This is a genomic window from Erythrobacter epiphyticus, from assembly GCF_034653295.1.
Taxonomy (GTDB): domain Bacteria; phylum Pseudomonadota; class Alphaproteobacteria; order Sphingomonadales; family Sphingomonadaceae; genus Erythrobacter.
Genome location: NZ_JAYEEU010000007.1, coordinates 42,686 through 66,837, shown reverse-complemented (window position 1 = coordinate 66,837; position 24,152 = coordinate 42,686). Strand labels below are relative to the sequence as shown.

25 protein-coding genes and 1 tRNA gene are annotated in these 24,152 nt (G+C 64.3%); 15 read left to right on the top strand and 11 right to left on the bottom strand.

The genetic code is table 11. The annotated features are described in order from the left end of the window. Positions 1 to 59: 59 nt before the first annotated feature. The 6 genes from SOQ14_RS05840 to SOQ14_RS05815 all read left to right on the top strand — a co-directional run bounded on the left by SOQ14_RS05840 (position 60) and on the right by SOQ14_RS05815 (position 5,055). Positions 60 to 1,112: a BLUF domain-containing protein gene (locus SOQ14_RS05840; RefSeq protein WP_322897122.1), complete on the top strand. Its 1,053-nt coding sequence runs from the start codon at positions 60 to 62 to the stop codon at positions 1,110 to 1,112. Positions 1,113 to 1,192: 80 nt separating this feature from the next. Further along, on the top strand, positions 1,193 to 2,095 hold the full coding sequence (locus SOQ14_RS05835; protein ID WP_322897121.1) for an SPFH domain-containing protein: 903 nt from the start codon (positions 1,193 to 1,195) through the stop codon (positions 2,093 to 2,095). A gap of 17 nt (positions 2,096 to 2,112) precedes the next feature. Beyond that, entirely contained in the window at positions 2,113 to 2,310 is a 198-nt protein-coding gene (locus SOQ14_RS05830; RefSeq protein ID WP_322897120.1) for a type II toxin-antitoxin system antitoxin, read from the top strand. A gap of 72 nt (positions 2,311 to 2,382) precedes the next feature. After that, positions 2,383 to 2,456, top strand: a tRNA-Gly gene (locus SOQ14_RS05825). Between the two features lie 200 nt (positions 2,457 to 2,656). Beyond that, on the top strand, positions 2,657 to 3,724 hold the full coding sequence (locus tag SOQ14_RS05820) for a tyrosine-type recombinase/integrase (protein ID WP_322897119.1): 1,068 nt from the start codon (positions 2,657 to 2,659) through the stop codon (positions 3,722 to 3,724). 656 nt (positions 3,725 to 4,380) lie between these two features. Beyond that, positions 4,381 to 5,055, top strand: a complete 675-nt coding sequence (locus SOQ14_RS05815; protein ID WP_322897118.1) for a hypothetical protein — start codon at positions 4,381 to 4,383, stop codon at positions 5,053 to 5,055. A gap of 176 nt (positions 5,056 to 5,231) precedes the next feature. On the opposite strand, the gene SOQ14_RS05810 is transcribed toward SOQ14_RS05815, so the two are convergent. The 5 genes from SOQ14_RS05810 to argB form a co-directional block, all read right to left on the bottom strand. Further along, complete coding sequence (locus tag SOQ14_RS05810; RefSeq protein ID WP_322897117.1) at positions 5,232 to 5,861, bottom strand: MarC family protein; 630 nt, start codon at positions 5,859 to 5,861, stop codon at positions 5,232 to 5,234. Next, positions 5,861 to 6,601: a hypothetical protein gene (locus SOQ14_RS05805; RefSeq protein WP_322897116.1), complete on the bottom strand. Its 741-nt coding sequence runs from the start codon at positions 6,599 to 6,601 to the stop codon at positions 5,861 to 5,863. Before SOQ14_RS05805 ends, SOQ14_RS05810 begins: the two co-directional genes overlap by 1 nt. 38 nt (positions 6,602 to 6,639) lie before the next feature. Further along, complete coding sequence (gene folD, locus SOQ14_RS05800) at positions 6,640 to 7,536, bottom strand: bifunctional methylenetetrahydrofolate dehydrogenase/methenyltetrahydrofolate cyclohydrolase FolD (protein WP_322897115.1); 897 nt, start codon at positions 7,534 to 7,536, stop codon at positions 6,640 to 6,642. Next, on the bottom strand, positions 7,536 to 7,829 hold the full coding sequence (locus SOQ14_RS05795) for a YggT family protein (RefSeq protein ID WP_322897114.1): 294 nt from the start codon (positions 7,827 to 7,829) through the stop codon (positions 7,536 to 7,538). Before SOQ14_RS05795 ends, folD begins: the two co-directional genes overlap by 1 nt. A 107-nt stretch (positions 7,830 to 7,936) precedes the next feature. Then, positions 7,937 to 8,854, bottom strand: a complete 918-nt coding sequence (gene argB / locus SOQ14_RS05790; RefSeq protein ID WP_322897113.1) for an acetylglutamate kinase — start codon at positions 8,852 to 8,854, stop codon at positions 7,937 to 7,939. Positions 8,855 to 9,098: 244 nt separating this feature from the next. Between argB and SOQ14_RS05785 the strand changes: the two genes are divergently transcribed. Then, positions 9,099 to 9,386 (top strand): I78 family peptidase inhibitor, encoded by a 288-nt coding sequence (locus tag SOQ14_RS05785; protein ID WP_322897112.1) that lies wholly within the window; start codon positions 9,099 to 9,101, stop codon positions 9,384 to 9,386. On the opposite strand, the gene SOQ14_RS05780 is transcribed toward SOQ14_RS05785, so the two are convergent. Beyond that, positions 9,383 to 9,760, bottom strand: coding sequence for a hypothetical protein (locus tag SOQ14_RS05780; protein WP_322897111.1), 378 nt, complete (start codon positions 9,758 to 9,760; stop codon positions 9,383 to 9,385). The two genes, SOQ14_RS05785 and SOQ14_RS05780, sit on opposite strands and share 4 nt — an antisense overlap. Before the next feature lie 116 nt (positions 9,761 to 9,876). Here SOQ14_RS05780 and SOQ14_RS05775 point away from each other — a divergent pair, with 116 nt between their 5' ends. The 4 genes from SOQ14_RS05775 (at position 9,877) to mmsB (ending at position 13,973) form a co-directional block, all read left to right on the top strand. Further along, entirely contained in the window at positions 9,877 to 11,022 is a 1,146-nt protein-coding gene (locus tag SOQ14_RS05775; protein ID WP_322897110.1) for an acyl-CoA dehydrogenase family protein, read from the top strand. A gap of 16 nt (positions 11,023 to 11,038) precedes the next feature. Further along, the gene (locus SOQ14_RS05770) at positions 11,039 to 12,100 is read left to right on the top strand and encodes an enoyl-CoA hydratase/isomerase family protein (RefSeq protein WP_322897109.1); all 1,062 of its coding nucleotides are present in this window, start codon (positions 11,039 to 11,041) and stop codon (positions 12,098 to 12,100) included. A gap of 105 nt (positions 12,101 to 12,205) precedes the next feature. After that, positions 12,206 to 13,000: an enoyl-CoA hydratase-related protein gene (locus SOQ14_RS05765; protein ID WP_322897108.1), complete on the top strand. Its 795-nt coding sequence runs from the start codon at positions 12,206 to 12,208 to the stop codon at positions 12,998 to 13,000. A 106-nt stretch (positions 13,001 to 13,106) separates the two neighbouring features. Then, entirely contained in the window at positions 13,107 to 13,973 is an 867-nt protein-coding gene (gene mmsB, locus SOQ14_RS05760) for a 3-hydroxyisobutyrate dehydrogenase (RefSeq protein ID WP_322897107.1), read from the top strand. A 9-nt stretch (positions 13,974 to 13,982) separates the two neighbouring features. Here the strand turns inward: mmsB and wecB are convergent, their stop codons facing one another. Then, positions 13,983 to 15,119 carry a non-hydrolyzing UDP-N-acetylglucosamine 2-epimerase gene (gene wecB, locus SOQ14_RS05755; protein ID WP_322897106.1) on the bottom strand — a complete coding sequence of 379 codons (1,137 nt, stop codon included), beginning with the start codon at positions 15,117 to 15,119 and terminating at the stop codon, positions 13,983 to 13,985. 256 nt (positions 15,120 to 15,375) lie between these two features. Here wecB and SOQ14_RS05750 point away from each other — a divergent pair, with 256 nt between their 5' ends. Together SOQ14_RS05750 and SOQ14_RS05745 are read left to right on the top strand one after the other, a co-directional pair. Continuing rightward, the gene (locus SOQ14_RS05750; RefSeq protein WP_322897105.1) at positions 15,376 to 16,458 is read left to right on the top strand and encodes a CaiB/BaiF CoA transferase family protein; all 1,083 of its coding nucleotides are present in this window, start codon (positions 15,376 to 15,378) and stop codon (positions 16,456 to 16,458) included. Beyond that, positions 16,458 to 16,907 (top strand): MaoC family dehydratase, encoded by a 450-nt coding sequence (locus SOQ14_RS05745; RefSeq protein WP_322897104.1) that lies wholly within the window; start codon positions 16,458 to 16,460, stop codon positions 16,905 to 16,907. Before SOQ14_RS05750 ends, SOQ14_RS05745 begins: the two co-directional genes overlap by 1 nt. Here SOQ14_RS05745 and SOQ14_RS05740 read toward each other — a convergent pair. Genes SOQ14_RS05740 through SOQ14_RS05725 form a run of 4 tightly spaced genes read right to left on the bottom strand, consistent with a single transcriptional unit; the run spans position 16,881 to position 21,241 of the window. Further along, entirely contained in the window at positions 16,881 to 18,320 is a 1,440-nt protein-coding gene (locus tag SOQ14_RS05740; protein WP_322897103.1) for an efflux transporter outer membrane subunit, read from the bottom strand. The two genes, SOQ14_RS05745 and SOQ14_RS05740, sit on opposite strands and share 27 nt — an antisense overlap. A gap of 3 nt (positions 18,321 to 18,323) precedes the next feature. Then, positions 18,324 to 19,313, bottom strand: coding sequence for an efflux RND transporter periplasmic adaptor subunit (locus tag SOQ14_RS05735; RefSeq protein ID WP_322897102.1), 990 nt, complete (start codon positions 19,311 to 19,313; stop codon positions 18,324 to 18,326). 45 nt (positions 19,314 to 19,358) lie between these two features. Continuing rightward, entirely contained in the window at positions 19,359 to 20,078 is a 720-nt protein-coding gene (locus SOQ14_RS05730; RefSeq protein ID WP_322897101.1) for an ABC transporter ATP-binding protein, read from the bottom strand. Positions 20,079 to 20,104: 26 nt separating this feature from the next. After that, a complete protein-coding gene (locus tag SOQ14_RS05725; RefSeq protein ID WP_322897100.1) occupies positions 20,105 to 21,241 on the bottom strand; it encodes an ABC transporter permease in 1,137 nt (378 codons plus the stop codon). Positions 21,242 to 21,437: 196 nt separating this feature from the next. Between SOQ14_RS05725 and SOQ14_RS05720 the strand changes: the two genes are divergently transcribed. Together SOQ14_RS05720 and ftsH are read left to right on the top strand one after the other, a co-directional pair. Beyond that, positions 21,438 to 22,040 carry a TetR/AcrR family transcriptional regulator gene (locus tag SOQ14_RS05720; protein WP_322897099.1) on the top strand — a complete coding sequence of 201 codons (603 nt, stop codon included), beginning with the start codon at positions 21,438 to 21,440 and terminating at the stop codon, positions 22,038 to 22,040. 113 nt (positions 22,041 to 22,153) lie between these two features. Further along, on the top strand, positions 22,154 to 24,124 hold the full coding sequence (ftsH, locus tag SOQ14_RS05715) for an ATP-dependent zinc metalloprotease FtsH (RefSeq protein ID WP_322897098.1): 1,971 nt from the start codon (positions 22,154 to 22,156) through the stop codon (positions 24,122 to 24,124). Positions 24,125 to 24,152: the final 28 nt, after the last annotated feature.

Below are 24,152 nucleotides of genomic sequence, written 5' to 3'. Positions count from 1 at the left end.
CACGAGGTCGGCAGCTGTGCACGCGCAGCGGACCGGGCCGGAAGGTTGGAGGGGACATAGTGCTGCAACACAGCGGAAGCACGCAGGGGCAGGATGGCTGGATTGCCTGCCTCACCTACAAGAGCAAGGCCGCCTTCACGCCCAGCCATTCCGACCTCGAAGAATTGGTGCATCACGCCCGCATCCGCAATCGCAGCGTCGGGGTGACGGGGATGTTGCTCTATGAAAACGGCAAGTTCCTGCAAACGCTCGAAGGCCCGCCCGAAGGGCTCAAGCTGATCTGGTCGGCGATCCGCGAGGACAAGCGCCATTCCCATATCGAGATCCTGAGCGAACATGTCGTCTCCTCGCGGCTGTTTTCCGATTGGGATCTGCTGCTTTACAGCCGCGCCGAAGATCGCCCGACGCCCCGTCAGGATGCGCGCAGCGAGGGGCGCGACCTGTCGGACTATGTCCCGCGTATGACCCGGCTCGCGCTTGAGGGTGATGACACGCGCCTTGCCAGCCAGCTTGCCGCGCTGAGCGAGGAAGGCTGGAGCGGCGAGGCTTTGCTCGCGCGGCTGATCGAGCCGACGGCGCGGGCGATGGGGGATGCCTGGCTTGCCGATGAATGCGGCGAGATCGACCTGACGATCGGCCTGTCGATGCTGCAACTGGCGGCGCATGCGGTGCGATCGAGCTCGCATGCGGGGATGCTGCGCACCAGCCGGTTCAGCATCCTGCTGGCCACCGCGCCGGGTGAGGCGCATATGCTTGGCACTGCGATTCTGGCGGACCAGCTCACCGATGCCGGCTGGCGGGTCGAGATGGCCTTTCCGCGCAGCGATACCGAACTCATCAACCAATTGCGCGCGCAGGCGCCCGATGCGGTGGATCTCACCTTGTCCGATGCCTTGCCGCGCCACCACGCCTTGGCCCGGTTGCGCGAGACGATTGCGCAGAGCCGCAAGGCAGCGCCCGAAAATCTCGCGGTGATTTCGGTTGGCGGGCGGCTGTTTTCCGAGGCCGCAGCCACCGCCGCCAGCGTCGGCGCGGACTATGCCCGGCCGAGTGTGATCGGTGCCACGGTGCGGTTGGCCCAGCTTGTCCAGCAGCGCCGGGAGACCGGGTGACACCACGCACCATCACCGCTTGACCAGCCGCGAATTCGATATAAATATGATATCATAATTATATCGAATCGGAGGTCATCATGTCCGTGAATGAAACCGTTGCCCTCAATCGCAGCCGCGAAACCCCCGCGCTCACCCAGAATGGCTTTGCCATGCTGTTTGTCTCGCTCGGGCTGCTGGGCATCGCCGCCTGGGCCTTTTTCAGCGGGGTCGGCGGGGATCAGCCCAACGGCTTCGTGCTGCTGGTGGCCGGTCTGGCCGCCGCCGCGGGCGGGCTGATCCTGTGCGGCTTTTACATGATCAACCCCAACGAGGCTGCCGCGATCCAGTTGTTTGGCGCCTACAAGGGCACGGATCGTAACGAAGGCCTACGCTGGGTGCTGCCCTGGCTCAGCCGCAAGAAGATCGCGGTGCGCGCCAACAACGTCATCTCCGAGAAGATCAAGGTTAATGACGCGCGCGGCAATCCGATCGAGATGGCCGCGCAGGTGGTGTGGCGCGTGACCGATACCGCGCAGGCGCTGTTCGATGTCGATGATTACCGCGAATTCGTCACCGCGCAGATCGAGGCGGCGGTGCGCAAGATCGGCTCGCGCTATCCCTATGATGATATCGAACATGCCGAAGTCACCTTGCGTGAAAACCACGAGGAAGTGGGCGCTGAACTGCGCCTCGCCCTGATCGAGCGCCTGTCGGTCGCGGGGATTACCGTCGATGAATGCGGCCTCACTCACCTTGCCTATGCCCCCGAGATTGCCGGGGCGATGCTGCGCCGCCAGCAGGCCGAGGCGGTGATCGCCGCGCGGGCTAAGCTGGTGGAAGGCGCGGTTTCGATGGTCGAGATGGCACTCAACCAGCTCAGTGCCAAGAATGTCGTGCACCTTGATGACGAACGCCGCGCGGCGATGGTCTCGAACCTTATGGTGGTCTTGTGCGGCGAGCAGGAAGCCTCACCCGTCGTCAATGCAGGCTCGCTCTATTGAGAGCCTGAGGCGATGGGATGACAGCCAAGAAAGCCTTTCCGCTGCGGCTTGATCCGGCGCTCTATGAAGCGATCCGGCAGGCCGCAGACGCCGATTTCCGCAGCGTCAATGCCGAAGTCGAAGTGCTGCTGCGCGAGGCGCTGGCGCGGCGCGGGGTGAAGGTGCGCACGAGCCCCGCCGCGCCGCGGGGCCGCCCGCCGGGCAGCACGGATTAGGCGCGGCAGCGGCGCTGCGCTCGGGCATTGACGCAAGGGCGCGATTGGTGGCATTGGCGCTGCAGGAGCCACGCGGGTATAGCTTAGTGGTAAAGCTCCAGCCTTCCAAGCTGGCTATGCGGGTTCGATTCCCGCTACCCGCTCCACTCTTCCGTTCACGGCAGTCCATAGCCGTCTGGACAAGTCCCCAAAATCCCTGATATTCCTTGCTCATTGGTTCGGACGCGTTCACCCGCTTTCGCACCCTGCCGTAAACGGCTGGGGGTATGAATGAGGGGGTATCTGCAAGAGGCCGATGCGATACCCCCGCCCTTGGGGGTATCAGGGGAATGAGGGCGAACACGCGATGCCTCTGACAGACGTAGCGATCCGGGGCGCAAAGCCCGGCGAAAAGGCGATCAAGCTCACCGATGAAAAGGGCATGTTCCTTCTCATCACCCCTGCAGGCGGGAAGCTCTGGCGGCTGAAATATCGCTTCGATGGTCGGGAAAAGCTCTTGGCCATGGGGGCCTATCCTGAAATTGGCCTCAGCGATGCGAGGAAGCGCCGCGATGAGGCGCGGGCAATGCTTGCCAAGGGGAAAGACCCCTCACGCGAAAAGCAGCGCGACAAGCTCCGATCGCGGATGCAGGCTGCCGATACGTTCAAGGCCATCGCGGATGAGTATTGCGCCAAACGCAGGCGCGACGGGGTGAAGGGCTGGGCCCCAGCAACGGCCACGCGCAGCGAGTATCTGCTATCCTTGCTCAACACTTCAATCGGCGGCCTTCCCATTGCCGAGATCGAGCCAGCCGATATCCTCGCCGCCATTCGGAAAATCGAGAACAAGGGTAATCTGGAAAGTGCGAGGCGCACCTTGCAGCTGTCCAGCATGGTGTTCCGCTATGCCGTTGCAACGGCGCGGTTGCGATCCGACCCTACCCGTGATTTACGCGGGGCGCTCACCGCGCCGACTGTTACCCACTATGGCGCGATCACTGAACAAGCCAAGGTCGGTGAATTGCTGCGCGCGATCGATGGCTATGAAGGCAGCGGGATTACCAAGCTGGCCTTGCAGCTCGCCCCCCATGTGTTCGTTCGCCCCGGCGAGCTTCGCCATGCGGAGTGGGCCGATATTGATCTGGAGCAGGCGCTTTGGGTTATCCCGGCTGGCAAGACCAAGATGCGGAAAGCGCATCATGTCCCCCTATCGAGGCAATCGGTGACGATCCTGCGCAAGGTGTTCGAAGTGACCGGGCCGACAGGCTACGTGTTCCATTCAATCCGCAGCCGCGCCCGCGCGATGAGCGAGAACACGCTAAACGCGGCACTGCGGCGGCTGGGATCCTATTCCGCAAGAAGGCAATATCGCCTGCCTTCAACGCTAACGCTTTCCTACTCCGTCCCTCTGGTAGATAGGGGAACGCGCTTTTGATTTGCTTGCTCCATAGGGCGGGATTGTAGCGCGGTTGAAGCATCCCGACCCAGAACCCAAATGACAGACCAGCGACAATCTGGCCCGTGTTCTCGTCTAGCTTTCGGTTCCGGATCCGACGTTGAACGGTTGCGAGGTCAAAAGAATGAATTCTCCGCGCGGCATTCACCTTCAAAGAAAGCGGTCAAGGTGCGCTTGGGGGACTGCTTTTGCCGGGTAAGGAACCGCAGAATTGTGCGGTTTCTGGCGGATGAAAAGGAGTCGAAGGGACAATAACTCGCCAGCCGCCGCGTCAGACAGGGAGAGCCGTTTGGGCGTATTCGTGGGGGTATCTTTGGAGATCGGTGAGGGTAAATCTAGTTAAAGCAGAGTGATGGGAGAAGTTCGGGATTCCCGCTACCGCTCCACCTTTCTCTCAACATACTGATAATATAGGAAAAACGCCCTTTTGGCAGGCGCACTTCTGCGTTGGCAGCATACGACGATCAGACGGTTCGATTGGTCGGTGTCCTGTAGCATGGCGATTGCTGCCAGACTTTGGCTCATGCATCTGCTAGAGATGCTGGTAATCCGGCGCGCTTTAGGGTCGCTGATTTCGTAGCGAAGGACAGGTGGACCGGCTTGCAACCGCCGTTGTGACAGGGTTGTGTGATCCGATGCGTAATGATCCCGACAATTCGCTGCTTTCGCCGGGCGTGGCTGCGCTGCCGAGCGCGGTGTTCTGCCTTTTCTACGGCCTATTCCTGATCGGGCTTCAGCTCTTTGATGGGGGGCGAGCGCTGTTGAATGAACACACCTTCCTTGCAGACACCTTGGCCCGCCCGGCGGTGGCTGCCCGTCCATCCGGCTCCCAGAGCAAGGCGCCTGGCAATGATCAGCCGCCAGCCGATTCGCCGGTTGCGCCCTTGCCGGGCGAAGCGGAGGCGCTGGCGCTGGCGCAAGTCCCGGCCCGAACCGACAGCGCGCTTGCCCCGGCAAGCGTGCCGGGTGATCTCTCCGTCTCCGACAAGATCGCCATACAGGGCATCCGGTTTGATCTGGGCGCGTCGGTCGGCCGTACAGATCCCGGCACGACGATCGATATCCGCAAGCCATACCTGATCAATGGTGTCGATGCGGGGACAACACTGGTGCGGGTATCCGCGGATTCGCGCCTGAGTATTCCGATGGCGGAACTCAGGAAAATCGCGCCGCGGCTGCGCCAATCACGCCTTGCCGATCAGTTGGACAATCTCGGCGATGATGAATTCATCTTTCTCGATGCTATTCGCGAGAAAGGCATTCAGATCAGATATGATCCGACCAAAGATGAAATCCAGTTTACGGGCTAGTGTACACTACAGGCTGAATTCATGGCGTTGAAGGCTGATGACGGAGCGTCGCGACGGATGATAAGCGGAAGTCGCTTGATCTCCATGGCATCCATCAGGTTCATTCCGAATGCGGCGCCCTGCAGGAATATAATCACAACTTGAGCGGTGAAGCCCCGGTACCGCTTTGCCGTGTCTTAGCTTGCGAAGCTGCCCTTCAGCCCATCGATCACATATTGCGCGGCAAGCGCTGCCAGCAGCACGCCGAGCAGCCGGGTGATCACCGCCTCGACCTTGTCGCCCAGCAGCCGGATCAGCGGCCCGGCCGCCACCAGCGCGGCGGCGGTGATGACGAGCACCGCACCGAGCGCGGCGAGCACCTGCGCCATCTTGAACGGTTCGCCGCCCGCTTCGTTCATCAGCAGCATGACAGCGGCAATCGCGCCCGGCCCGGCGAGCATCGGCATCGCCATCGGGAACACCGAGACATCCTCTATCTCGGGGGTGGCGGCGATCTTCTCGGCGCGTTCCTCGCGGCGCTGGGTACGCTTTTCGAAGACCATGTCAAAGGCGATGAAGAACAGCATCAGCCCCCCGGCGATGCGGAAGGAATTGAGCTCGATATGGAGCGCGGCGAGCAATTGCTTGCCGAACAGCGCGAAGATCAGAAGGATGATCGAGGCGATGAACGTGGCGCGCAGCGCCATGCTGCGGGCCTGTGCAGCGCTCGCGCCCTTGGTCAGCCCGGCATAGATCGGCGCGCAGCCGGGCGGATCGATCACCACGAAGAAGGTGACGAAGGCCGACAGGAACAATTCACTGAACATTACGGATCAAGCCTTGCAGGCAGGGTCAGGGCAAAGGCGGAGAGCCAGCGGCCTTCGTAGAAATATTCGGCGGCCACGAACTTGCCGCCCGCATCGGCCTGCTCCCAGCGCCAGCGCAAGGTGCCATCGCGCGCCAGCGCGGCGAGGCCGGGGCGATCGTCGCTGATGGCAAGGGCAGGCGGCGGCGGAATGGGATCGCCGCCGCGCGGGCAGCTTGCCACCAACCCTTGCACCGCATCGAGCGCTGTCACCGTGATATCGCCATCGCGGGGCCGCACTCGCGCGGGCGGCTGGGGCACATCCGGCCCGGCGGCGTGGTAGATCCAGCGATAAGTGCTGTCGTCCTGCCGCTGCCAGATCATCACGTAATTGCCCACGATCCCCTGCGGATCGGTGTAGCGCCCGGTGCTGGCTGCCAGCGCGCCATCACAGGCAATCGCCACAGCGCGCGTGCTCCACTTGGTGGCGGCGACAGGAAAGCCCGCCTGCGCCACCCATTGCTGGACGCTGACAAGCCCTTCGGCGGTGTGAACCTGCGCATTGGACGCAGCGGCAAATTGCAGAAAGGCAGCGGCCTGTGTGGTCTCAGCAGCGAGACGACCGAAGGCAACCTCGGTGGCGACAATCGTGCTCGGCTGGGCGGCGCCCGGCGCGGTGGTCAGCTCGCGGTTGATGACCGCGATTTCGCGCTTGGTCGGCCGGGGCGGTCCGCCGCCTCCTGCGCAGGCGGTAAGGACCAAGGCGAGCGTGCCTGCGAGGCCTATCGCCCGCGCGTGTCTCACAACCCCTCCGGCGCGGGCATTCCGGCGTTGTGATGGGCCGCTACCAGCGTGTTGCGCAGCAAGACGGCAATCGTCATCGGCCCGACCCCGCCCGGCACCGGCGTGATCGCACCGGCGACTGCGCACGCTTCGCCATAGGCAACATCGCCGACCAGCCGGCCCTTTTCCTTGCCCTCTTCCGGGGGCAGGCGGTTGATGCCGACATCGATCACGGTCGCACCCGGCTTGATCCAGTCACCGCGCACCATTTCGGGCCGTCCGACCGCGGCGACGACAATATCGGCGCGGCGCACAACATCGGGCAGGTTCTTCGTGCGGCTATGCGCGATCGTCACCGTGGCATTGGCATCGGTCAGCAATTGCGCCATCGGCTTGCCGACAATGTTCGAGCGGCCGATCACCACAGCTTCGAGCCCCGACAGATCGCCGAGATGATCCTTAAGCAGCATCAGGCAGCCGAGCGGGGTGCAGGGCACGAAGCCACGCTGCCCCACGGCGAGCCGCCCGGCGTTGATCACATGGAACCCGTCCACATCCTTGTCGGGATTGATCGCGGCGATGATCGCCTGTTCATTGAGGCCCGAAGGCAACGGCAATTGCACCAGAATGCCATCAACCTCGGGATCATTGTTGAGCCGTTCGACCAGCGAAAGCAGTGCCGCCTCGCTGGTATCGGCCGGCAGGCGGTGTTCGAAACTTGCCATGCCCGCCGCCTCGCAGGCCTTGCCCTTGGCGCCGACATAGACCTGGCTGGCCGGGTCTTCGCCCACCAGCACCACCGCAAGGCCGGGACGCCGCCCGGTCTGCGCGGCAAAGCCCGCTGCCGCAACGCCGATGCGTTCGCGCAGGGCTGCGGCAAAGGCCTTGCCATCAATCACCGTGGCCTCGGTCATCAATAGGCCCCCGCCAGACCCATCAGCACCCGGGTGAGGATCTGGAGCAGCAGGATCAGCACCAGCGGCGAGAAATCGATCGTGCCGGTGTTCGGCATCAGATTGCGGATCGGGCGCAAGACCGGTTCGAGCAGGCGGTTGATCGATTCATAGACCTGCCGGGCAAATTCATTCGACGGGCTGATCACGTTGAAGGCAAACAACAGCCCGATCACGAACTGCACGATGATCAGCATCACCAGCACATTGGTGAGCATCATCACAATATCGACGAGAACGGCGATGGCTGGCATCTGGATCTCTTTTCCGTTGTGCGGCGCCTCGGAAGAGGCACCTTGAGGGGTGGGACGGCCGTATTAGCCCACTAATACGCCCCGCGCTACTATCGAGTTCCCTGCTGTCAGGCCCGCACCAGCGTGCCCGCACCGCGCGCGGTGAAGAATTCGAGCAGCATCGCATGCGGCACCCGGCCATCGAGCACCACGGCGGCTTCGCACCCGGCTTCGACGGCGTTGATGCAGGTTTCGAGCTTGGGCACCATGCCGCCGCGGATCACGCCTTCTTCGCGCAAGGTGGCAATGGCGGCAGGGGTCAGATCGCTCAGCAGCTTGCCTTCGCCGTCGAGCACGCCGGGCACATCGGTCAGCAGGAACAGCCGCGCCGCGCCCAGCGCCGCCGCAATCGCGCCCGCCATGGTATCGGCGTTGATATTGTACGTCGCGCCATCTTCGCCCGGCGCAATCGGCGCGATCACCGGGATCATCCCCGCAGCCACGGCGGTATCGATCACCCGCGTATCGACCACGGCGGGTTCACCGACAAAGCCGAGATCGATCACCTGCTCGATCTGGCTGTCGGGATCGCGGGTGGTGCGCGTCACCTTGCGCGCGGTGACCATGCCGCCATCCTTGCCCGACAGGCCAAGGGCTCTGCCGCCTGCCGCTGCCAGCCAGCCGACCAGTTCCTTGTTGATGCCGCCCGACAGCACCATTTCGGCGACTTTGGCGGTGGCTGCGTCGGTCACGCGCAGGCCATCGACAAACGTGCTCTCCACCCCGAGCTTGGCCAGCATTTCGCCGATCTGCGGCCCGCCGCCATGCACCACCACCGGATTGATGCCGACCGCCTTCAGTAGCACGATGTCCTCGGCAAAATCGCGCGCGGCGGCAGGATCGCCCATCGCATGGCCGCCATACTTCACCACGAAGGTGCGCCCGGCATAGCGCTGGAAATAGGGCAGGGCCTCGATCAGCACTTCGGCCTTGCTGAGGTCTAGCGACAGATCGGGGGCGGGGCTTGTGTCCTTGTGCGCGCTCACGCTGGCGGATCCTTTGCGATCAGATCGGGTCTTGCCCTGCGCCCTTAACGCGCAGCGCGCAGGGCGCAAGGATTCATCGGGATGCGCCGGGAACGTGGCCAAGGCAGGCACAAGGCAGGCAGGGGATGATCTGCGGTTTATCGGGGCGCCGGCTTGCGTTATGATGGCGGGCGCCTGCGGGGCGGCACAAGCGGGAGACAAAGCAATGCGCAAGTTCGGGATGATGTCAGCACGGGCCATGCCGATGGCGGCACTTGCGGCGGTGCTCTCCGCATGCAGCGCCAGCCCGGACATGGTCGCCAGCGCGCCTGCCCCCGCCGAAACCCCGCAGCTCTGCAAGGCCGAGCCTGCGCAATATCATGTCGGCCATGATGCGACCCAGGCGGTGGGCGCGGCGATCCTCAAGGATAGCGGCGCGCGCACCCTGCGCTGGGGGCCGCCGCGTTCGGCGTGGACAATGGATTACCGGCAGGACCGCGTGAATGTGCGCTATGATGATGCGATGAAGATCATCGATATCACCTGCGGCTAGGCAAAGCCGTCGAGGCGTTCACGCATCAGCGCCATCAAAGCTGCCAGATCGGGCAAGCCATCAAGTTCGCTGGCGCCAATCAGCACATGCGGCGGCGCGTCGGGCTGCACAAGCAGGATCGCGGGCAGCGGAAGAGCGAGCCCCGGAAACGCGGCGGCGAAATCATCGCTGTGATGAAAGGTCTTGGCCAACGGCAGGCCTTGCAGAAAGCGGCGCCACGGGCGGCGCATCATCACCGGCCCATAGGTCAGCGCGCACAGCGCGCACGGATAGGTCTGCGGCCTGATCAGCTTGTGCAGCCCATCCTTCACCATGTTGAGCCATCCGCTCGGCGCGTTGTACACAAGGATCAACCGGGCTGGGGGTGTGGGCATGGCGCCATAACGCGCCGGGTTCGGCATGGCTCCCGCGCCGCGCGCGCAAAAATTGTCAGCCCGCTTGCACAAAGCGGACTTTCCCGCGCAGGCCTTGGCCGTTAGAGCGCTTGGCCATGCAAGGACAATTTCAACTGACCGACGATCAGCTCGCCATTCAGGAAATGGCGCAGCGGTTCACCGCCGACGCCATCACGCCCTACGCGGCGGAATGGGACGAGAAGCACATCTTCCCGCGAGAGACGATCCAGCGCAGCGCCGAACTCGGCTTTGGCGCGATTTATGTTTCCGAGGAATCGGGCGGCATCGGGCTCGGGCGGCTCGAAGCGGCGCTGATCATGGAGGCGATGGCCTATGGCTGCCCTTCGACCAGCGCTTTCATCTCGATCCATAACATGGCCGCGTGGATGATTGATCGCTTTGGTGGGCCCGTGGTGAAGGCAAAATATCTTCCCAGCCTCGTCACCATGGAGCGAATCGCCAGCTATTGCCTGACCGAGCCGGGCTCGGGTTCGGATGCAGCGGCGCTCAAGACCACGGCGCGCCGCGATGGCGATCACTATGTGCTCAACGGCACCAAGCAGTTCATCTCGGGCGCGGGCGCGAACGAGGTCTATGTCGCGATGGTGCGCACCGGCGAGGATGGCCCCAATGGCATTTCCTGCATGGTGATCGAAAAGGACATGCCCGGCGTCAGCTTCGGCGCGAACGAGAAGAAGCTCGGCTGGCATTCGCAGCCGACTGCGCAACTCATGCTCGAAGATGTCCGCGTGCCGGTCGAAAACCTGGTCGGCGCGGAAGGCGAAGGCTTCCGCATTGCGATGATGGGGCTCGATGGCGGGCGGCTCAATATCGGCGCGTGCTCGCTCGGCGGGGCGCAGCGCTGCCTTGATGAAGCGATCCGCTACACCAAGGAACGCAAGCAGTTCGGCCAGGCCGTCGCCGATTTCCAGAACACCCAGTTCATGCTGGCCGATATGGCGACCGATCTCGAAGCCGCGCGCGCGCTGCTTTATCTCGCCGCCGCCAAGGTGACTGACAACGCGCCCGACAAGACGCGCTTTTCCGCCATGGCCAAGCGGTTGGCGACAGATAATGGCTCGTCGGTCGTCGACCGCGCGCTGCAATTGTTTGGTGGCTATGGCTACCTTCAGGATTACCCGATCGAACGCTTCTGGCGCGATCTGCGCGTCCACTCGATCCTTGAAGGCACTAACCAGATCATGCGCATGGTGGTAGGCCGCGACCTGCTGCGGCAATAGGCTTGGGGGGCAAGCGATGAGTGACGAAGTTCTCACCGAGGTGCGCGGCGGCGCCGGGCATATCAGCCTCAACCGCCCCAAGGCGATCCATGCGCTGACCTTGCCGATGTGCCACGCGATGAGCGCGGCGCTGCGCGCGTGGGCGCAGGATGATGCGATCAAGGCGGTGATCCTCGATCACGCCGAAGGGCGCGGCTTCTGCGCAGGCGGTGATATCGCCTTCCTGCGCAATTCGGCGCTGAACGATGGCGGCGTGTCGGGTCGCCAGTTCTTCCATGACGAATATCAACTTAACCACCAGATGTTCACCTATGCCAAGCCGATCGTGGCTTTCATGGATGGCATCACCATGGGCGGCGGTGTCGGCATTTCGCAGCCGGCGAAGTATCGCGTGGCGACGGAGAACACCCGCTTTGCCATGCCGGAAACGGGGATCGGGCTGTTCCCCGATGTTGGCGGCGGATGGTATCTGTCGCGGCTCGGCCAGCGGCTCGGGCAGTTCCTCGCTTTGACAGGCGCCCGGCTTGATGGCGCGGAATGCCACTGGGCCGGGCTCGCCACCCATTACCTGCCGCATGACAAGGTCGCCGAAGCCAAGGCGCGCATTGCCGAACATCCGGATCGGATTGCGGGCATCCTGTCCGAATTGTCGGTCACCCCGCCCGAGGCGCGGCTGGCAGGCAATATCGACAAGATCGCCAAGCATTTTGCCTCTGACCGCTATGAGGATATCCTCGCTAGCCTTGAGGCAGCGGCAGCAGCGGGCGATGATTGGGCCGCGAAAGAGCGCGATACGCTTGGCACCAAGAGCCCGCAGACCTGCAAGGTGGCGCTGCGCCAATTGGCGACAAGTGCAGCACTGGGCGATTTTGCCGACAATATGCGGATGGAATACCGTATCGCCAGCCGCGTGCTGACCCGTCCCGATTTCGCCGAGGGCGTGCGTGCGGTGATTGTCGACAAGACCAATGATCCGGCGTGGAACCCGGCGACCCCTGAAGGTGTCGGCGCAGAGCTGATCGATGCGATCTTCGCGCCCTTGCCTGCTGACGAGGAATGGGCGCCGCTGCCAAATTGAACAATCGTCATTGCGAGCGTAGCGAAGCAATCCAGAGTTCGCGCGAAACGGCTTTGGATTGCCGGGTCGCTCCGATCCTCGCAATGACGAGGCATGGAGAACAACATGACTTACGAAACCATCACCGCCGAGCCCAATGCGCGCGGCACCACCGGCGTCACGCTGCTGACGATCAACCGCCCGCAGGCGCTCAACGCACTCAATTCGCAGGTGCTCGAAGAATTGATCGCGGCCTTTGCGGCGTTCGAGGCTGACAAGACCCAGCTCTGCGCGATCCTCACCGGCAGTGGTGACAAGGCTTTTGCCGCGGGCGCTGACATCAAGGAAATGAGCGAGAAGCCGGCAGCGGATTTCTACCTTGAAGATTTCTTCGGACGCTGGACCTCCGAGATCGTCAAGAAGGTGCGCAAGCCGTGGATCGCCGCGGTCAACGGCTTTGCGCTCGGCGGCGGGTGCGAGCTCGCGATGATGGCGGACTTTATCATCGCTTCCGACAAGGCGAAGTTCGGCCAGCCCGAGATCAAGCTGGGCGTCGCCCCCGGCATGGGCGGCTCGCAGCGGCTTACCCGCGCGATCGGCAAGTCGAAGTCGATGGAGATGTGCCTCACCGGCCGGATGATGGGTGCCGAAGAGGCCGAGCGCAGCAATCTTGTCGCCCGCGTCGTGCCGCATGAAGACCTGATCGCCGAAAGCCTCAAGACCGCCGCAACCATCGCCGCCATGCCGCCAATGGCCGCCATCGCCAACAAGGAGATGGTGAACTCGGCCTTTGAAATGACGCTCGATCAGGGGCTTATCGTCGAGCGCCGGATCTTCCAGATCCTCACCGCAAGTGAAGACAAGGCTGAAGGCATGGCGGCGTTTATCGAGAAGCGCGAAGGCCAGTGGAAGGGGCGGTAGATTCAGGCGTCACCCCAGCGAAAGCTGGGGCCTGGGGCTTCAAGCGCGGCGCCCAGCCGCTTGAGATCCCAGCATGCGCTGGGATGACGGGAGAGAGGAAACAGCCATGAAAATCGCCTTTATCGGGCTCGGCAACATGGGCGGCGGGATGGCCGCAAACCTTGTGAAAGCGAGCCATGATGTGCGCGCGTTTGACCTTAGCGAAGCCGCGCTGACCGCTGCGCGCGAGGCGGGGTGCTCCACTTTCGCCACCGCCAAGGAAGCCTGCGACGGCGCCGAAGCGGTCGTCTCGATGCTCCCCAACGGCGCAATCGTCAAACAGGTCTATTGGGACGAGGTCATCGGCCACGCCCCTGAAGGCGCGATCCTGATGGATTGCTCGACCATCGATGTCGCCACCGCGCGCGAGGTGATCGCCGTTACCGAACAGCATGGCTACCAGATGGTCGATGCGCCGGTTTCGGGCGGGATCGCCGCGGCGGCGGGCGGCACGCTCACCTTCATGGTCGGCGGCTCCGCCGAGGCCTTCGCCCGCGCCCAGCCGATTTTGCAAGCGATGGGCAAGGCGGTGATCCATGCGGGCGGCCCCGGCACGGGGCAGGCCGCGAAGATCTGCAACAACATGCTGCTCGCGATCCATATGATCGGCACCTGCGAGGCCTTCGCCATGGCTGAAAAGCTGGGGCTGGATGCGCAGACCTTCTACGACATTGCCAGCGTCTCAAGCGGGCAGAACTGGTCGATGACGTCCTATTGCCCGGTTCCCGGCGTCGGCCCGGTGACCCCGGCGGACAAGGGCTATCAGGGCGGGTTCGCGGCGGGGTTGATGCTGAAAGATCTGCGCCTCGCCATGGAAGCCGCTGCAAGCGCCGGGGCGAAGACCTCGCTCGGCGAGCATGCCCGCGCGATCTACGAGGATTTCGCCAAGGATAACGCCGCGCTCGATTTCTCGGGGATCATCCGCACGCTCTGATCGGCCCGGTCAATGCCGGGCGGCGATGATCGCCGCGATGCGGCGGCTCGCCGCGCCATCGCCATAGGGATTATGCGCCCGGGCCATGGCGGCATAGGCCGCCGGATCATCCAGCAGGCGGGTGGCTGCGGTGACGATCCGCAGGCAATCCGCACCGACCAGCACGGCGGTGCCCGCCGCGATGCCTTCGGGCCGTTCGGTCGTCTCGCGCATCACCAGCACCGGCTTGCCAAGGCTAGGGGCTTCCTCCTGAATGCCGCCCGAATCCGTCAGCACCAGCGTGCAGGCCTCGAGCATGGCGACGCAATTGGGGTAATCGAGCGGCTCAACCAGTGCGATCGCCGGGTGATCCGCCAGCAGCGGGCGCATCACAGCGGTAACCTGCGGATTGGGATGGAGCGGATAGATGATCGCGACATCATCGCGTGCGGCGAGGTGCTGCAAAGCTGCCGCAATCTGCTGCATCCCTTCGCCGAAATTCTCGCGGCGATGCGCGGTCACCGCGATGATCCGCTTGCCGCGAAAGCGCTCGCGCAGCGTGGTAACCGCCGGGGCCAGCGCAGGGTCCGCCGCGATGTGTGCCCGCGCCGCAAGCAGCGCATCGATCACGGTATTGCCGGTGACATGCACCGATGCGGGCGGGACATTTTCCGCGTGCAGCGCGGCCGCCGCCGTTGCGGTCGGCGCGAAATGCAGATCGGCAATCGCGCCTGTGATCTTGCGATTGCCCTCTTCCGGCCAGGGCGCATGGATATCACCGCTGCGTAGCCCCGCCTCGACATGGCCAACCGGGATGCGGCGGAAATAGCAGGCCACCGTGGCCATCATGCTGGTGAGCGTATCGCCATGCACCAGCACCCGCGCCGGCTGTTCCGCATCGAGCACCGCGCCAAATCGGGTGATGATCCGGGCGGCGAGATCATCAAGGCTCTGGCCCGGCTGCATCAGATCCAGATCAATATCCGGCACGATCCCGGCGAGCGCCAGCGCCTGATCGAGCATGGCGCGGTGCTGTGCCGTCACCACCACACGCACGGCGAAGCGGCCGGTTTCCCGCAGCGCCTTGACGACGGGAAACATCTTGATCGCTTCGGGGCGTGTCCCGAAGGTGACAAGGATGCGCGGGCGCGCGTCAACCGGCGGCACCGTTATGCCGTCCCCGGAAAAGCAAGCATTCTGAATGTGTTGCGCCCGTCCCCACCGGGTTCTTGTCCGTGCCCGTTGAACCCAAGTCAAGCCCGGAAGTGCTGGCATCATACTGAAATCGCGCTGCTTTATGGCATCATGCGCAAGCCGGAGAGGCGCGCTGGTTCATCCCGCTGCCGCGACCCCTGCAAACTGGCACTTGCCCTTGTCCCGATCGGGCGGCACAGACGCGGCGAGAGCAACGGGAGAGACAGGGATGAGCAATCCGGGCGGGCCGCTCGCAGGCCTCAAGGTAATGGAGTTTGCCGGAATCGGGCCGGGGCCGCATGTCGCCATGCTGCTCGCTGATCTGGGGGCGGAAGTGGTGCGGATTGACCGGCCCGGTGCGGCGGCGAGCAACCCGGTGGTGGAACGCGCGCGCCACCGGATCGGCGTCGATCTCAAGAGCGCGGAAGGCAAGGCCGCGATGCGCGCCGCCGCTGCCCATGCCGATGTGCTGATCGAAGGCTTTCGCCCTGGCGTGATGGAGCGGTTGGGGCTGGGGCCTGATGAACTGCTCGCGCTCAATCCCCGCCTTGTCTACGCCCGGATGACCGGCTGGGGACAGGACGGCCCGCTGGCGCAAGCCGCCGGACACGATATCAACTACATCGCGATCACCGGCGCGCTCGCCGCCGTGGGCCGCGCGGGGGAGACCGCGACCCCGCCACAGAACCTCGTCGGCGATTTCGGCGGCGGTTCAATGTATTGCGCCTTCGGGATCATGGCCGCGCTGTATGAGCGCGAACGATCCGGCAAGGGGCAGGTGGTGGATGCCGCGATTGTCGATGGCACCACCAGCCTGATGAGCTTCTTCTTCGGCGTGCGGCAGGTGTCGCATCTCAGCACGGCGCGCGGCCAAGGCATGCTCAGCGGCGGCGCGCATTTCTACCGCTGCTTCCGCTGCGCCGATGGTAAGGAAATCGCGCTCGGCGCGATCGAACCGCAGTTCTACGCCGAGTTGCTGGCCAAGACCGGCGCGCCCGAGGATCTGGCGGGCGGCCAGATGAACCCCGCCAACTGGGAAGCCTATGCCGAAAAGCTCGCCGCCTTGTTCCTGACCCGGACGCAGGCCGAATGGTGCGCGCTGCTTGAGGGATCGGATGCCTGCTTTGCGCCGGTGCTGGCGCTCGACGAGGCGCGCGAGCACCCGCACATGAAGGCGCGTGGTGCCTATGTGGAGCATGACGGGGCGTGGCATCCTGCACCCGCGCCGCGCTTCAGCCGCACGCCGGGTGCGGTGCGTTCAAGTCATGATGATGGTGCCGAGGTGCTGGCGCGTTGGGGAGCGCAAAACTGATGGCGGGCAAATTCTTCGACGAATGGGTGGTGGGTGAGCGGATCGCACACGAAATCCGCCGCACGGTGACCGAGACCGACAACCTGCTGTTCTCCACCATGACGCATAACCCGCAGCCGCTGCACCTTGATGTCGAAGCGGCCAAGGCCAGCGGGTTCGGGCAGATCCTCGTCAATTCGACCTTCACCTTCAGCCTGCTGGTCGGGCTGTCGGTGGGCGATACGACCTTGGGCACGCTGGTGGCGAACCTCGGCTTCAACAATGTTGTCACCCCGAACCCGGTGTTCATCGGCGATACCTTGCGCGCCTACACCGAGGTGAAGGAACTGCGCGAAAGCAAGAGCCGGCCCGATGCCGGGATCGTCACTTTCACCCACGAAATGTGGAACCAGCGCGACGAAGTGGTGTGCCGCTGCGAGCGTTCAGCCCTGTTGAAGCGCAAGGGCTGACGGGGCGGCATCGCCGCCCAGCGCTTGCCACAACAGGATACGCGCACGCGCCGCCCGGCCCAGCGATGCGGCAGCCCGTTCCCCGCTGGCATCGGCTGCCCGGCGCGCTTCGAGCACTTCGAGAAAACTCGCCAGCCCGGCTTTGTAGCGGGTTTCGGCAAGGCTGGCCGCGCGCTGCAACTGATCGCGTTCGGTGACAGCAAGCTGCGCTTCCCGGTCGCTCGCGGCGATCAGGCCATAGGCGGCCTCGGCATCGCCAAGCGCCTGGAACACCGCGCCGCGATAGGCGGCAAAGGCAGCTTGCTTGTCGGCCGCGGCGCCATCGATCCGCGCGCCGACCCGGCCGAAATCAAGGAGCGGCCCGGCGATGCTGGCGGTCAGCGTGCCGATCAGCGAGTTTTCATCGAACATCTTGTCGAGATCGAAGGCGAGCAGCCCGATCACGCCGGACAGCGTGAGGCGCGGAAAGCGCGCGCGCGCGGCAGCGGCCAGATCAGCGTCGCTTGCTGCCAGTTGGGCGGCGGCGGCGGCCACATCGGGCCGGTTGGCGAGGAGCTCGGACGGCAGCGCAGCAGGGGCCGGGCGCGGTGTCAGCGCACCCGATGCGGCGGTGCCGAGCGCGGCGGCAACCGTCGCCGCGTCCTGCCCCGTCAGCGTGACCAGCCGGCCGATGATGCGTGCATTCTCGCTATCGAGCGCGGCAAGGCGCGAGCGCGAGGCGCTGGCTGCGGCTTCGGCGCGCACCCGATCGAACCCCGGCGCAATGCCCGAAGCCTCGCGCGATCCGGCCAGCCGGGCCAGCTGTTCGGCAGCGGCGACATCGCTGGCAAGCGCGGCGCGCTGTTCGGCGAGCACGCGCCAATCGGTAACCGAGCCGGCAATTTCGGCGAGCAGCGCGATCCGCACCGCCTGTGCCTGCGCGCTGGCGGCATCGATTCGCGCAGCGGCAGCCCGCTGCTGGGCCTTCAATTGGCCGAACAGATCGGGATCCCAGCTTGCGACAATATTCGCGCCATAGGAGGTCAGTTCATTGGGGATGATGCCCTGTTCGCCCGCTTCGCCGAACTGCGCCGGGTTGATGCGGTTGCGCCGCGCAAAGGCATCGGCATCAAGATTGGGCATGCGTGCCGCCCGTGCGCCGCGCGCGCCTGCCCGCGCGCTTTCCACCCGTGCCAGCGCTTCGGCGAGGCTCGGCGCGTTGGCGAGTGCGGCGGTGGACAGTACCCGGTAGGCCGGATCGTCCTGCGGCATGAGCGCGGCGAGATCACCCTTCGCGGCCCCTTGCGGCAAGGCGAAGTAGTTTTCCGGCAGATCCGGCGTCGGGGTCGCGATGGTCGGCGGCGGGCCACCCGCACAGGCGGCCAGCGCCAGCGCGGATGACAGCACGGCTGCGGTGATAAGGCGGCGGCGCATCGGTCAGTTCCCCTTGGCCGCAGTGGCGCGCGCCGGGATGAAGGCATCGACCTGCTGGCCGACCTTGAAGGCCTCGCTCGGCGGGACGGCGTAGATCACCTGCATCACGCGCACATCGACCCGCTCGGCCGCGCTGTTGGTGAGCGAGCGCTTGGGCACCACCAGTGGTTCGGCGCGCACAAACTTGGCCTTGACGCGGATATCCGCGGCGCCGCGCGGCGAGACCGTGGCATCCGCCCCGAGCTTGACGCGGGCGACTTCGCTTTCGTCGATGTCGATGCGGATATGCAGCGGATTGGTGGTGCCCATCTGGATGAAGGGCGCGGCATTGCCGCCGCCCTGGGTCGAGACGAATTCGCCAGGGCGGATATTCACGGCAAGGATTTCCCCCGCAATCGGGGCGCGCACGGTCAGCCGTTCGATTTCGGTGCGGGTGCTGGCAGCGCGGGCTTCAGCCGCGGCGAGCCGTGCGCGCGCGAGGCCGAGGCGGCTGGTGGCCGCGGTTTCTTCGCCTTCGACGCGGATCACCTCGGCGCGCGAGACTGCGGCGGGATCATCAAGCTTGCGATAGAGATCAAGCTGCTGGCGCGCGGTGGTTTGCGCGGCGGAGGCTTCGGCGATGGCAGCGCGGGCTTCGGCGATGGCGGCGTTCGCTTCGGCCAGTGCCGCGCGCGCCGCGCGATCATCGACCATGAACAGCACATCGCCTTTGCCGACAGTGTCGCCGGGCGCGACCCGCAGATCGGTGACAAGGCCCGAAAGCGCCGCGCCGATATCGATGATCTCGCTCGCCGGTTCGACCAGCCCGGCGCCGGCCACGCGCGGCGCATTGGCGAGGTCGCCGGTGGCCTTGGGCGGTTGGACGCGGGGTTGTGCAATCGCGCGGTCGGGCAGTTCACCGACGATGTAGAAGCCCGCACCGATCACGCCGACCACGGCAAAGATCGGCAGCAGCTGGCGGGAGAAGCTCATATTGCGCAGGGAGATAGCCATAATGTCCTCGCAGGGCGATGGGAGAGGGAGGGGAGGGGGAAGGGCTCAGTGATCCGATGGCATGGTGGTGCCGTCATGGGTGATGCGGCCGTCCTCAAGCACGATGATGCGGTCGGCCAGATCGAAGATGCGGTTGTCGTGGGTCACGATGATGCAGGCGCGATCGGCCGCCACCGCGACTTCGCGCAGCAGATCCATCACGCGGCGGCCCGAGCGGGCATCGAGCGCGGCGGTTGGCTCGTCGCAGACCACCAGACGCGGTTCGTGCACCAACGCGCGGGCGATGGCGACACGCTGCTGCTGGCCGCCCGAAAGCTGGCGTGGCAGCTTGTCGGCCTGATTGCCGATATTGAGCCGGTCGAGCAGCACCTTGGCCCGCTCGCGCGCTTCTTCCACCGGCACGCCCTGCGCGATCAGCGGCACGGCCGCGTTGGCCGCCGCATCGATCGAAGGGATCAGGTTATACTGCTGGAAGATGAAGCCGATATTGTTGAGCCGGAAATTGACGAGATCATTGTCCGACAGCTTGTAGATATCGGTGCCGAAGACCTTCACCTCGCCCTCGGTCGGCCAGAGGATGCCGCACATGATCGAGATCAGCGTCGTCTTGCCCGATCCGCTTTCGCCGACAAGGTAAGTGAGCTCGCCCGAGCGGATGTCGGTGTCGATGCCGTGCAGCACCCGGATGGTCGATTGTCCGGCCTGGAAATCGCGGGTGATGCTGCGCGCGCAGATCGCGGCTTCGGCGCTGCAGGGGGCGTTCATGGCCTGCTCCTTGATCACGGGCGCGCTCACCGGAACACCGCCGCCGGTTCGGTTTTCATGACAGTGCGCAGCGCCAGCCAGCCGGTGATCGACAGGATCACGATCACCGATGTCAGGCTGATCAGCGGCACCTGCCACGGGATGTAGAAGCCCTTGAAGAAGGGGTTGCCGCCAAAGGCCCGCAGAAAGGCAATCGTGCCCAGCACGCCAAGCGCGTAGCCGATCAGTCCCACCAGCCCAGCCTGAACTGCGACCATCCGCACGATCTTGCGATTGGTCACGCCAATAGCCTTGAGCGCGCCGAATTGCTTGATGTTGTCACGGATGAACAGGCTGAAGGTGAGCCCGACGATGGCCACGCCGACGACAAAGCCGAGCACCACGGTGATCCCGAAATTGGTCGGGATGCCGGTGTTCTGGATGATGAAATCAACCCCGGCCTGCGCGAATTCATCGCGCGTTTCGGCCTTCCAGCCGGTTTGCCGGGTGATCCGTTCAGCCACCGCCTTGGGATCGGCGCCCGCGGTCACGCCAGCCAGCACAAAACTCTGGCGGTTGCGCGTGCCGGGCACGAAATTGAGCGCATTGCTGTATTTGGTGAACAGCGTGACCTGACTGGTGAAGGTCGGGATCGCATCCACAATACCGAGGATGATCGCACGCTGATCATTCAGCTCAAGCCGTTGGCCAACGGGATCAAGATCATCCTTGAACATCTTCTTGGCGCCGTAATCATCGATCAGCACGGCATCGGGGCTGGCCAGCAATTGCTTGGCCCCGCGATGCATCTCGTTGGGCAGACCGATCAGGGTGGCATCATCGACCCCGATGATCGTCACCCCTTCGAGATCGCCATTGCCCGAGCGCACCGCTGCCGTCGCCCGCAGATGCGGCACCGCCCATTCGACCCCGGGGACCGAGCGCACTTCATCAAGCGCGGTCGAGGGCATTTCATATTTCACATCGGTCGTGCGGCTGACCGGGTCCATCACCCAGATCTGCGCTTCAGGTGCGTTATAGACCCCGCTGGCCCCGCGCTCGATCAGATTGACGAAGATGGTGAGCTGCTGGGTGATGAGCAGGGTGGAAAAGCCGATGCCAAACAGCAGCCCGTAGAATTTCTGGGCATCGCCGGTAAGCATGCGGATGGCTATCCAGAGCATCGATGCAAAGCCTTTCGGGGAGAGGAGGGGGAACCGAAGTGCGGCGAAAAAGATTGCGTTGTTAGACGAAGCGGAACATTACTGAACGATGTCGTTTAACTGAACGGAGTCGTTCACTTTGTCAATCGCCGGTTCATCCACGGCTGAAAATAATTCCGCTGGCGGGGATCCTGCGCCCCGCCGCGTGGGGCGTCCGTTGGATGCTGCGAAACGGCGGGCAATTGTCGAGACGGCCGCACAGCATTTTTTCACCAACGGCTATGCTGCCACCGCGATCGAGCAGATCGCTGCCGATGCCGGGGTTTCCAAAGTCACGATCTACAACCACTTCGGCGACAAGCGCGCGCTGTTTGCTGCCGCCGTCGAAGGCGAATGCGAGCGCATGCCCGAGCATTTCTCGATCGAGGGAACGCAGCCCGGCACCATCCGCGAGCGGCTCACAGCGATCGGGGAATCCATGGTTTTCTTCCTCTCACGCCCGGAAATGATCCAGTTTGATCGGCGCATCGCCGCCGAGACCGAGCATGAGCCGGCGATCGGTGCGGCCTTTCTTGATGCCGGGCCGCGGCCGATGAAGCGGGCCTTTGCGGCTTGGCTGGAACATGCCTGCGCCGCCGGGGAACTGGCAATCGCCGACGCCGAGCTGGCCGCCGAGCAGTTCGTCTCCATGTGCAAGGGCATGGGCGATCTGGAGCGCCGTTTCGGTGCGGAGGTCACGCCGGAAAACAGCGCGCGGCGGATTGCCGGGGCGGTGGATGTGTTCCTCGCCGCCTATGCGCCGCCTTCGCGCGAAACATGATCGCGCCAGCGCATCACTCTGATCGCAAATTCCGTATCTCTGGCATGGGCGAGCATTAGCTTGCCATTCACCTTGCACGTCCTACATTATCTCGCACGAAAGGAATCCAGCCGATGAGCGAGTCAAACGATCCGCAGCAGCAACCCGAAGGGCCCAGCCCCTGGGTGAAGCAGTTGATGATCTGGGGCGGGATTTTTCTTGCCCTTCTTCTGGTCGTCTCGCTGTTCGGCAATGCCGGCGGCTCGCCGGGCACCACGATCCGCTATTCCGACTTCCGCAATTCGGTGTCGTCGGGCGAAGTGGCCGAAGTGCAACTGGGTGACGAGCTGATCACCGGGCGGATGCGCAATGGCGAAGCTTTCGCCACGGTGCCGGTGCCCAATGATGTCGAGATCACGCGCCTGCTCGAAGAGAACGGCGTGCAGTTCACCGGCAAGCAGAAAGAGCAGCCCAATATGCTGCTCTATATCCTGCTCAATTCGCTGCCTTTCATCCTGATCCTCGGGATCGCTTTCTTCGCGCTGCGCCAGATGCAGAAGGGCGGCGGCGGCGGCGCGATGGGCTTTGGCAAGTCCAAGGCCAAGCTGCTGACCGAGCGTTCGGGCCGTGTCACCTTTGATGACGTCGCCGGGATTGATGAAGCGCGCGAGGAATTGCAGGAAATCGTCGAATTCCTTCGCGATCCGCAGCGCTTCTCCAAACTCGGTGGCCAGATCCCCAAGGGCGCGCTGCTGGTCGGCTCGCCCGGCACCGGCAAGACCTTGCTCGCCCGCGCCATCGCGGGGGAAGCGGGCGTGCCGTTCTTCACCATTTCGGGCTCGGACTTCGTCGAAATGTTCGTCGGCGTTGGCGCCAGCCGCGTGCGCGACATGTTCGAACAGGCCAAGAAGAACGCGCCGTGCATCGTCTTCATCGATGAAATCGACGCCGTCGGCCGTTCGCGCGGTCACGGGCTCGGCAACTCCAACGACGAGCGCGAGCAGACGCTGAACCAGCTCCTTGTCGAGATGGACGGCTTCGAAGCCAATGAAGGCATCATCATCATCGCCGCCACCAACCGGCCCGATGTGCTCGATCCGGCGCTGCTGCGTCCGGGCCGCTTCGATCGTCAGGTCGTGGTGCCGATCCCCGATATTGATGGCCGCGAGAAGATCCTCAGCGTCCACATGAAGAAGGTGCCGCTCGCACCGGACGTGAACCCGCGGGTGATTGCGCGCGGCACGCCGGGTTTCTCGGGCGCGGATCTTGCCAACCTCGTCAACGAAGCGGCCCTGCTCGCTGCCCGTCGCAACAAGCGGCTGGTCGCCATGCAGGAGTTTGAAGACGCCAAGGACAAGGTCATGATGGGCGCGGAACGCCGCTCCATGGTGATGACCGAGGACGAGAAGAAGATGACCGCCTATCACGAGGCAGGCCATGCCATTGTCTCGGTGCACGAGGCGGCGTCCGATCCGATCCACAAGGCCACCATCATCCCGCGCGGCCGTGCGCTGGGCATGGTGATGCGCCTGCCGGAGCGCGACAGCTATTCCTATCACCGCGACAAGATGCACGCGAACCTCTCGGTCTCGATGGGCGGGCGCGTGGCGGAAGAGATCATCTTCGGCCATGACAAGGTGTCGTCGGGCGCTTCTTCGGACATCCAGTATGCCACCGATCTGGCGCGCAACATGGTGACCCGCTGGGGCATGAGCGAGAAGCTCGGCCCGCTGCAATACGAGGCAAGCCAGGATGGCTATCTCGGCATGGGTCAGACGATGCGTACCATGGCTTCAGACGAGACCAACAAGCTGATTGATGCCGAGATCAAGTCGCTGGTCGAAGGCGCGCACAAGCGGGCAACCGACATTCTCAAGACCCACGAGGATGAATTGCACCTGCTCGCCCAGGCTTTGCTCGAATACGAGACGCTGACCGGCGAGGAGATCGATCAGCTTCTCAAGGACGGCAAGATCGATCGCCCCGATGCCCCGCGCGGCCCGGCGATTGCCCGACCGGTGCATGGCTCGGCCATTCCCAAGGCAGGCAAGCGCTTTGGCGGTGCGACGGAACCGGGCGGCGACGAGGCCCCGCAGGGCGCGTAAGCGTTCCGCATCAAGGATCACCACGAAA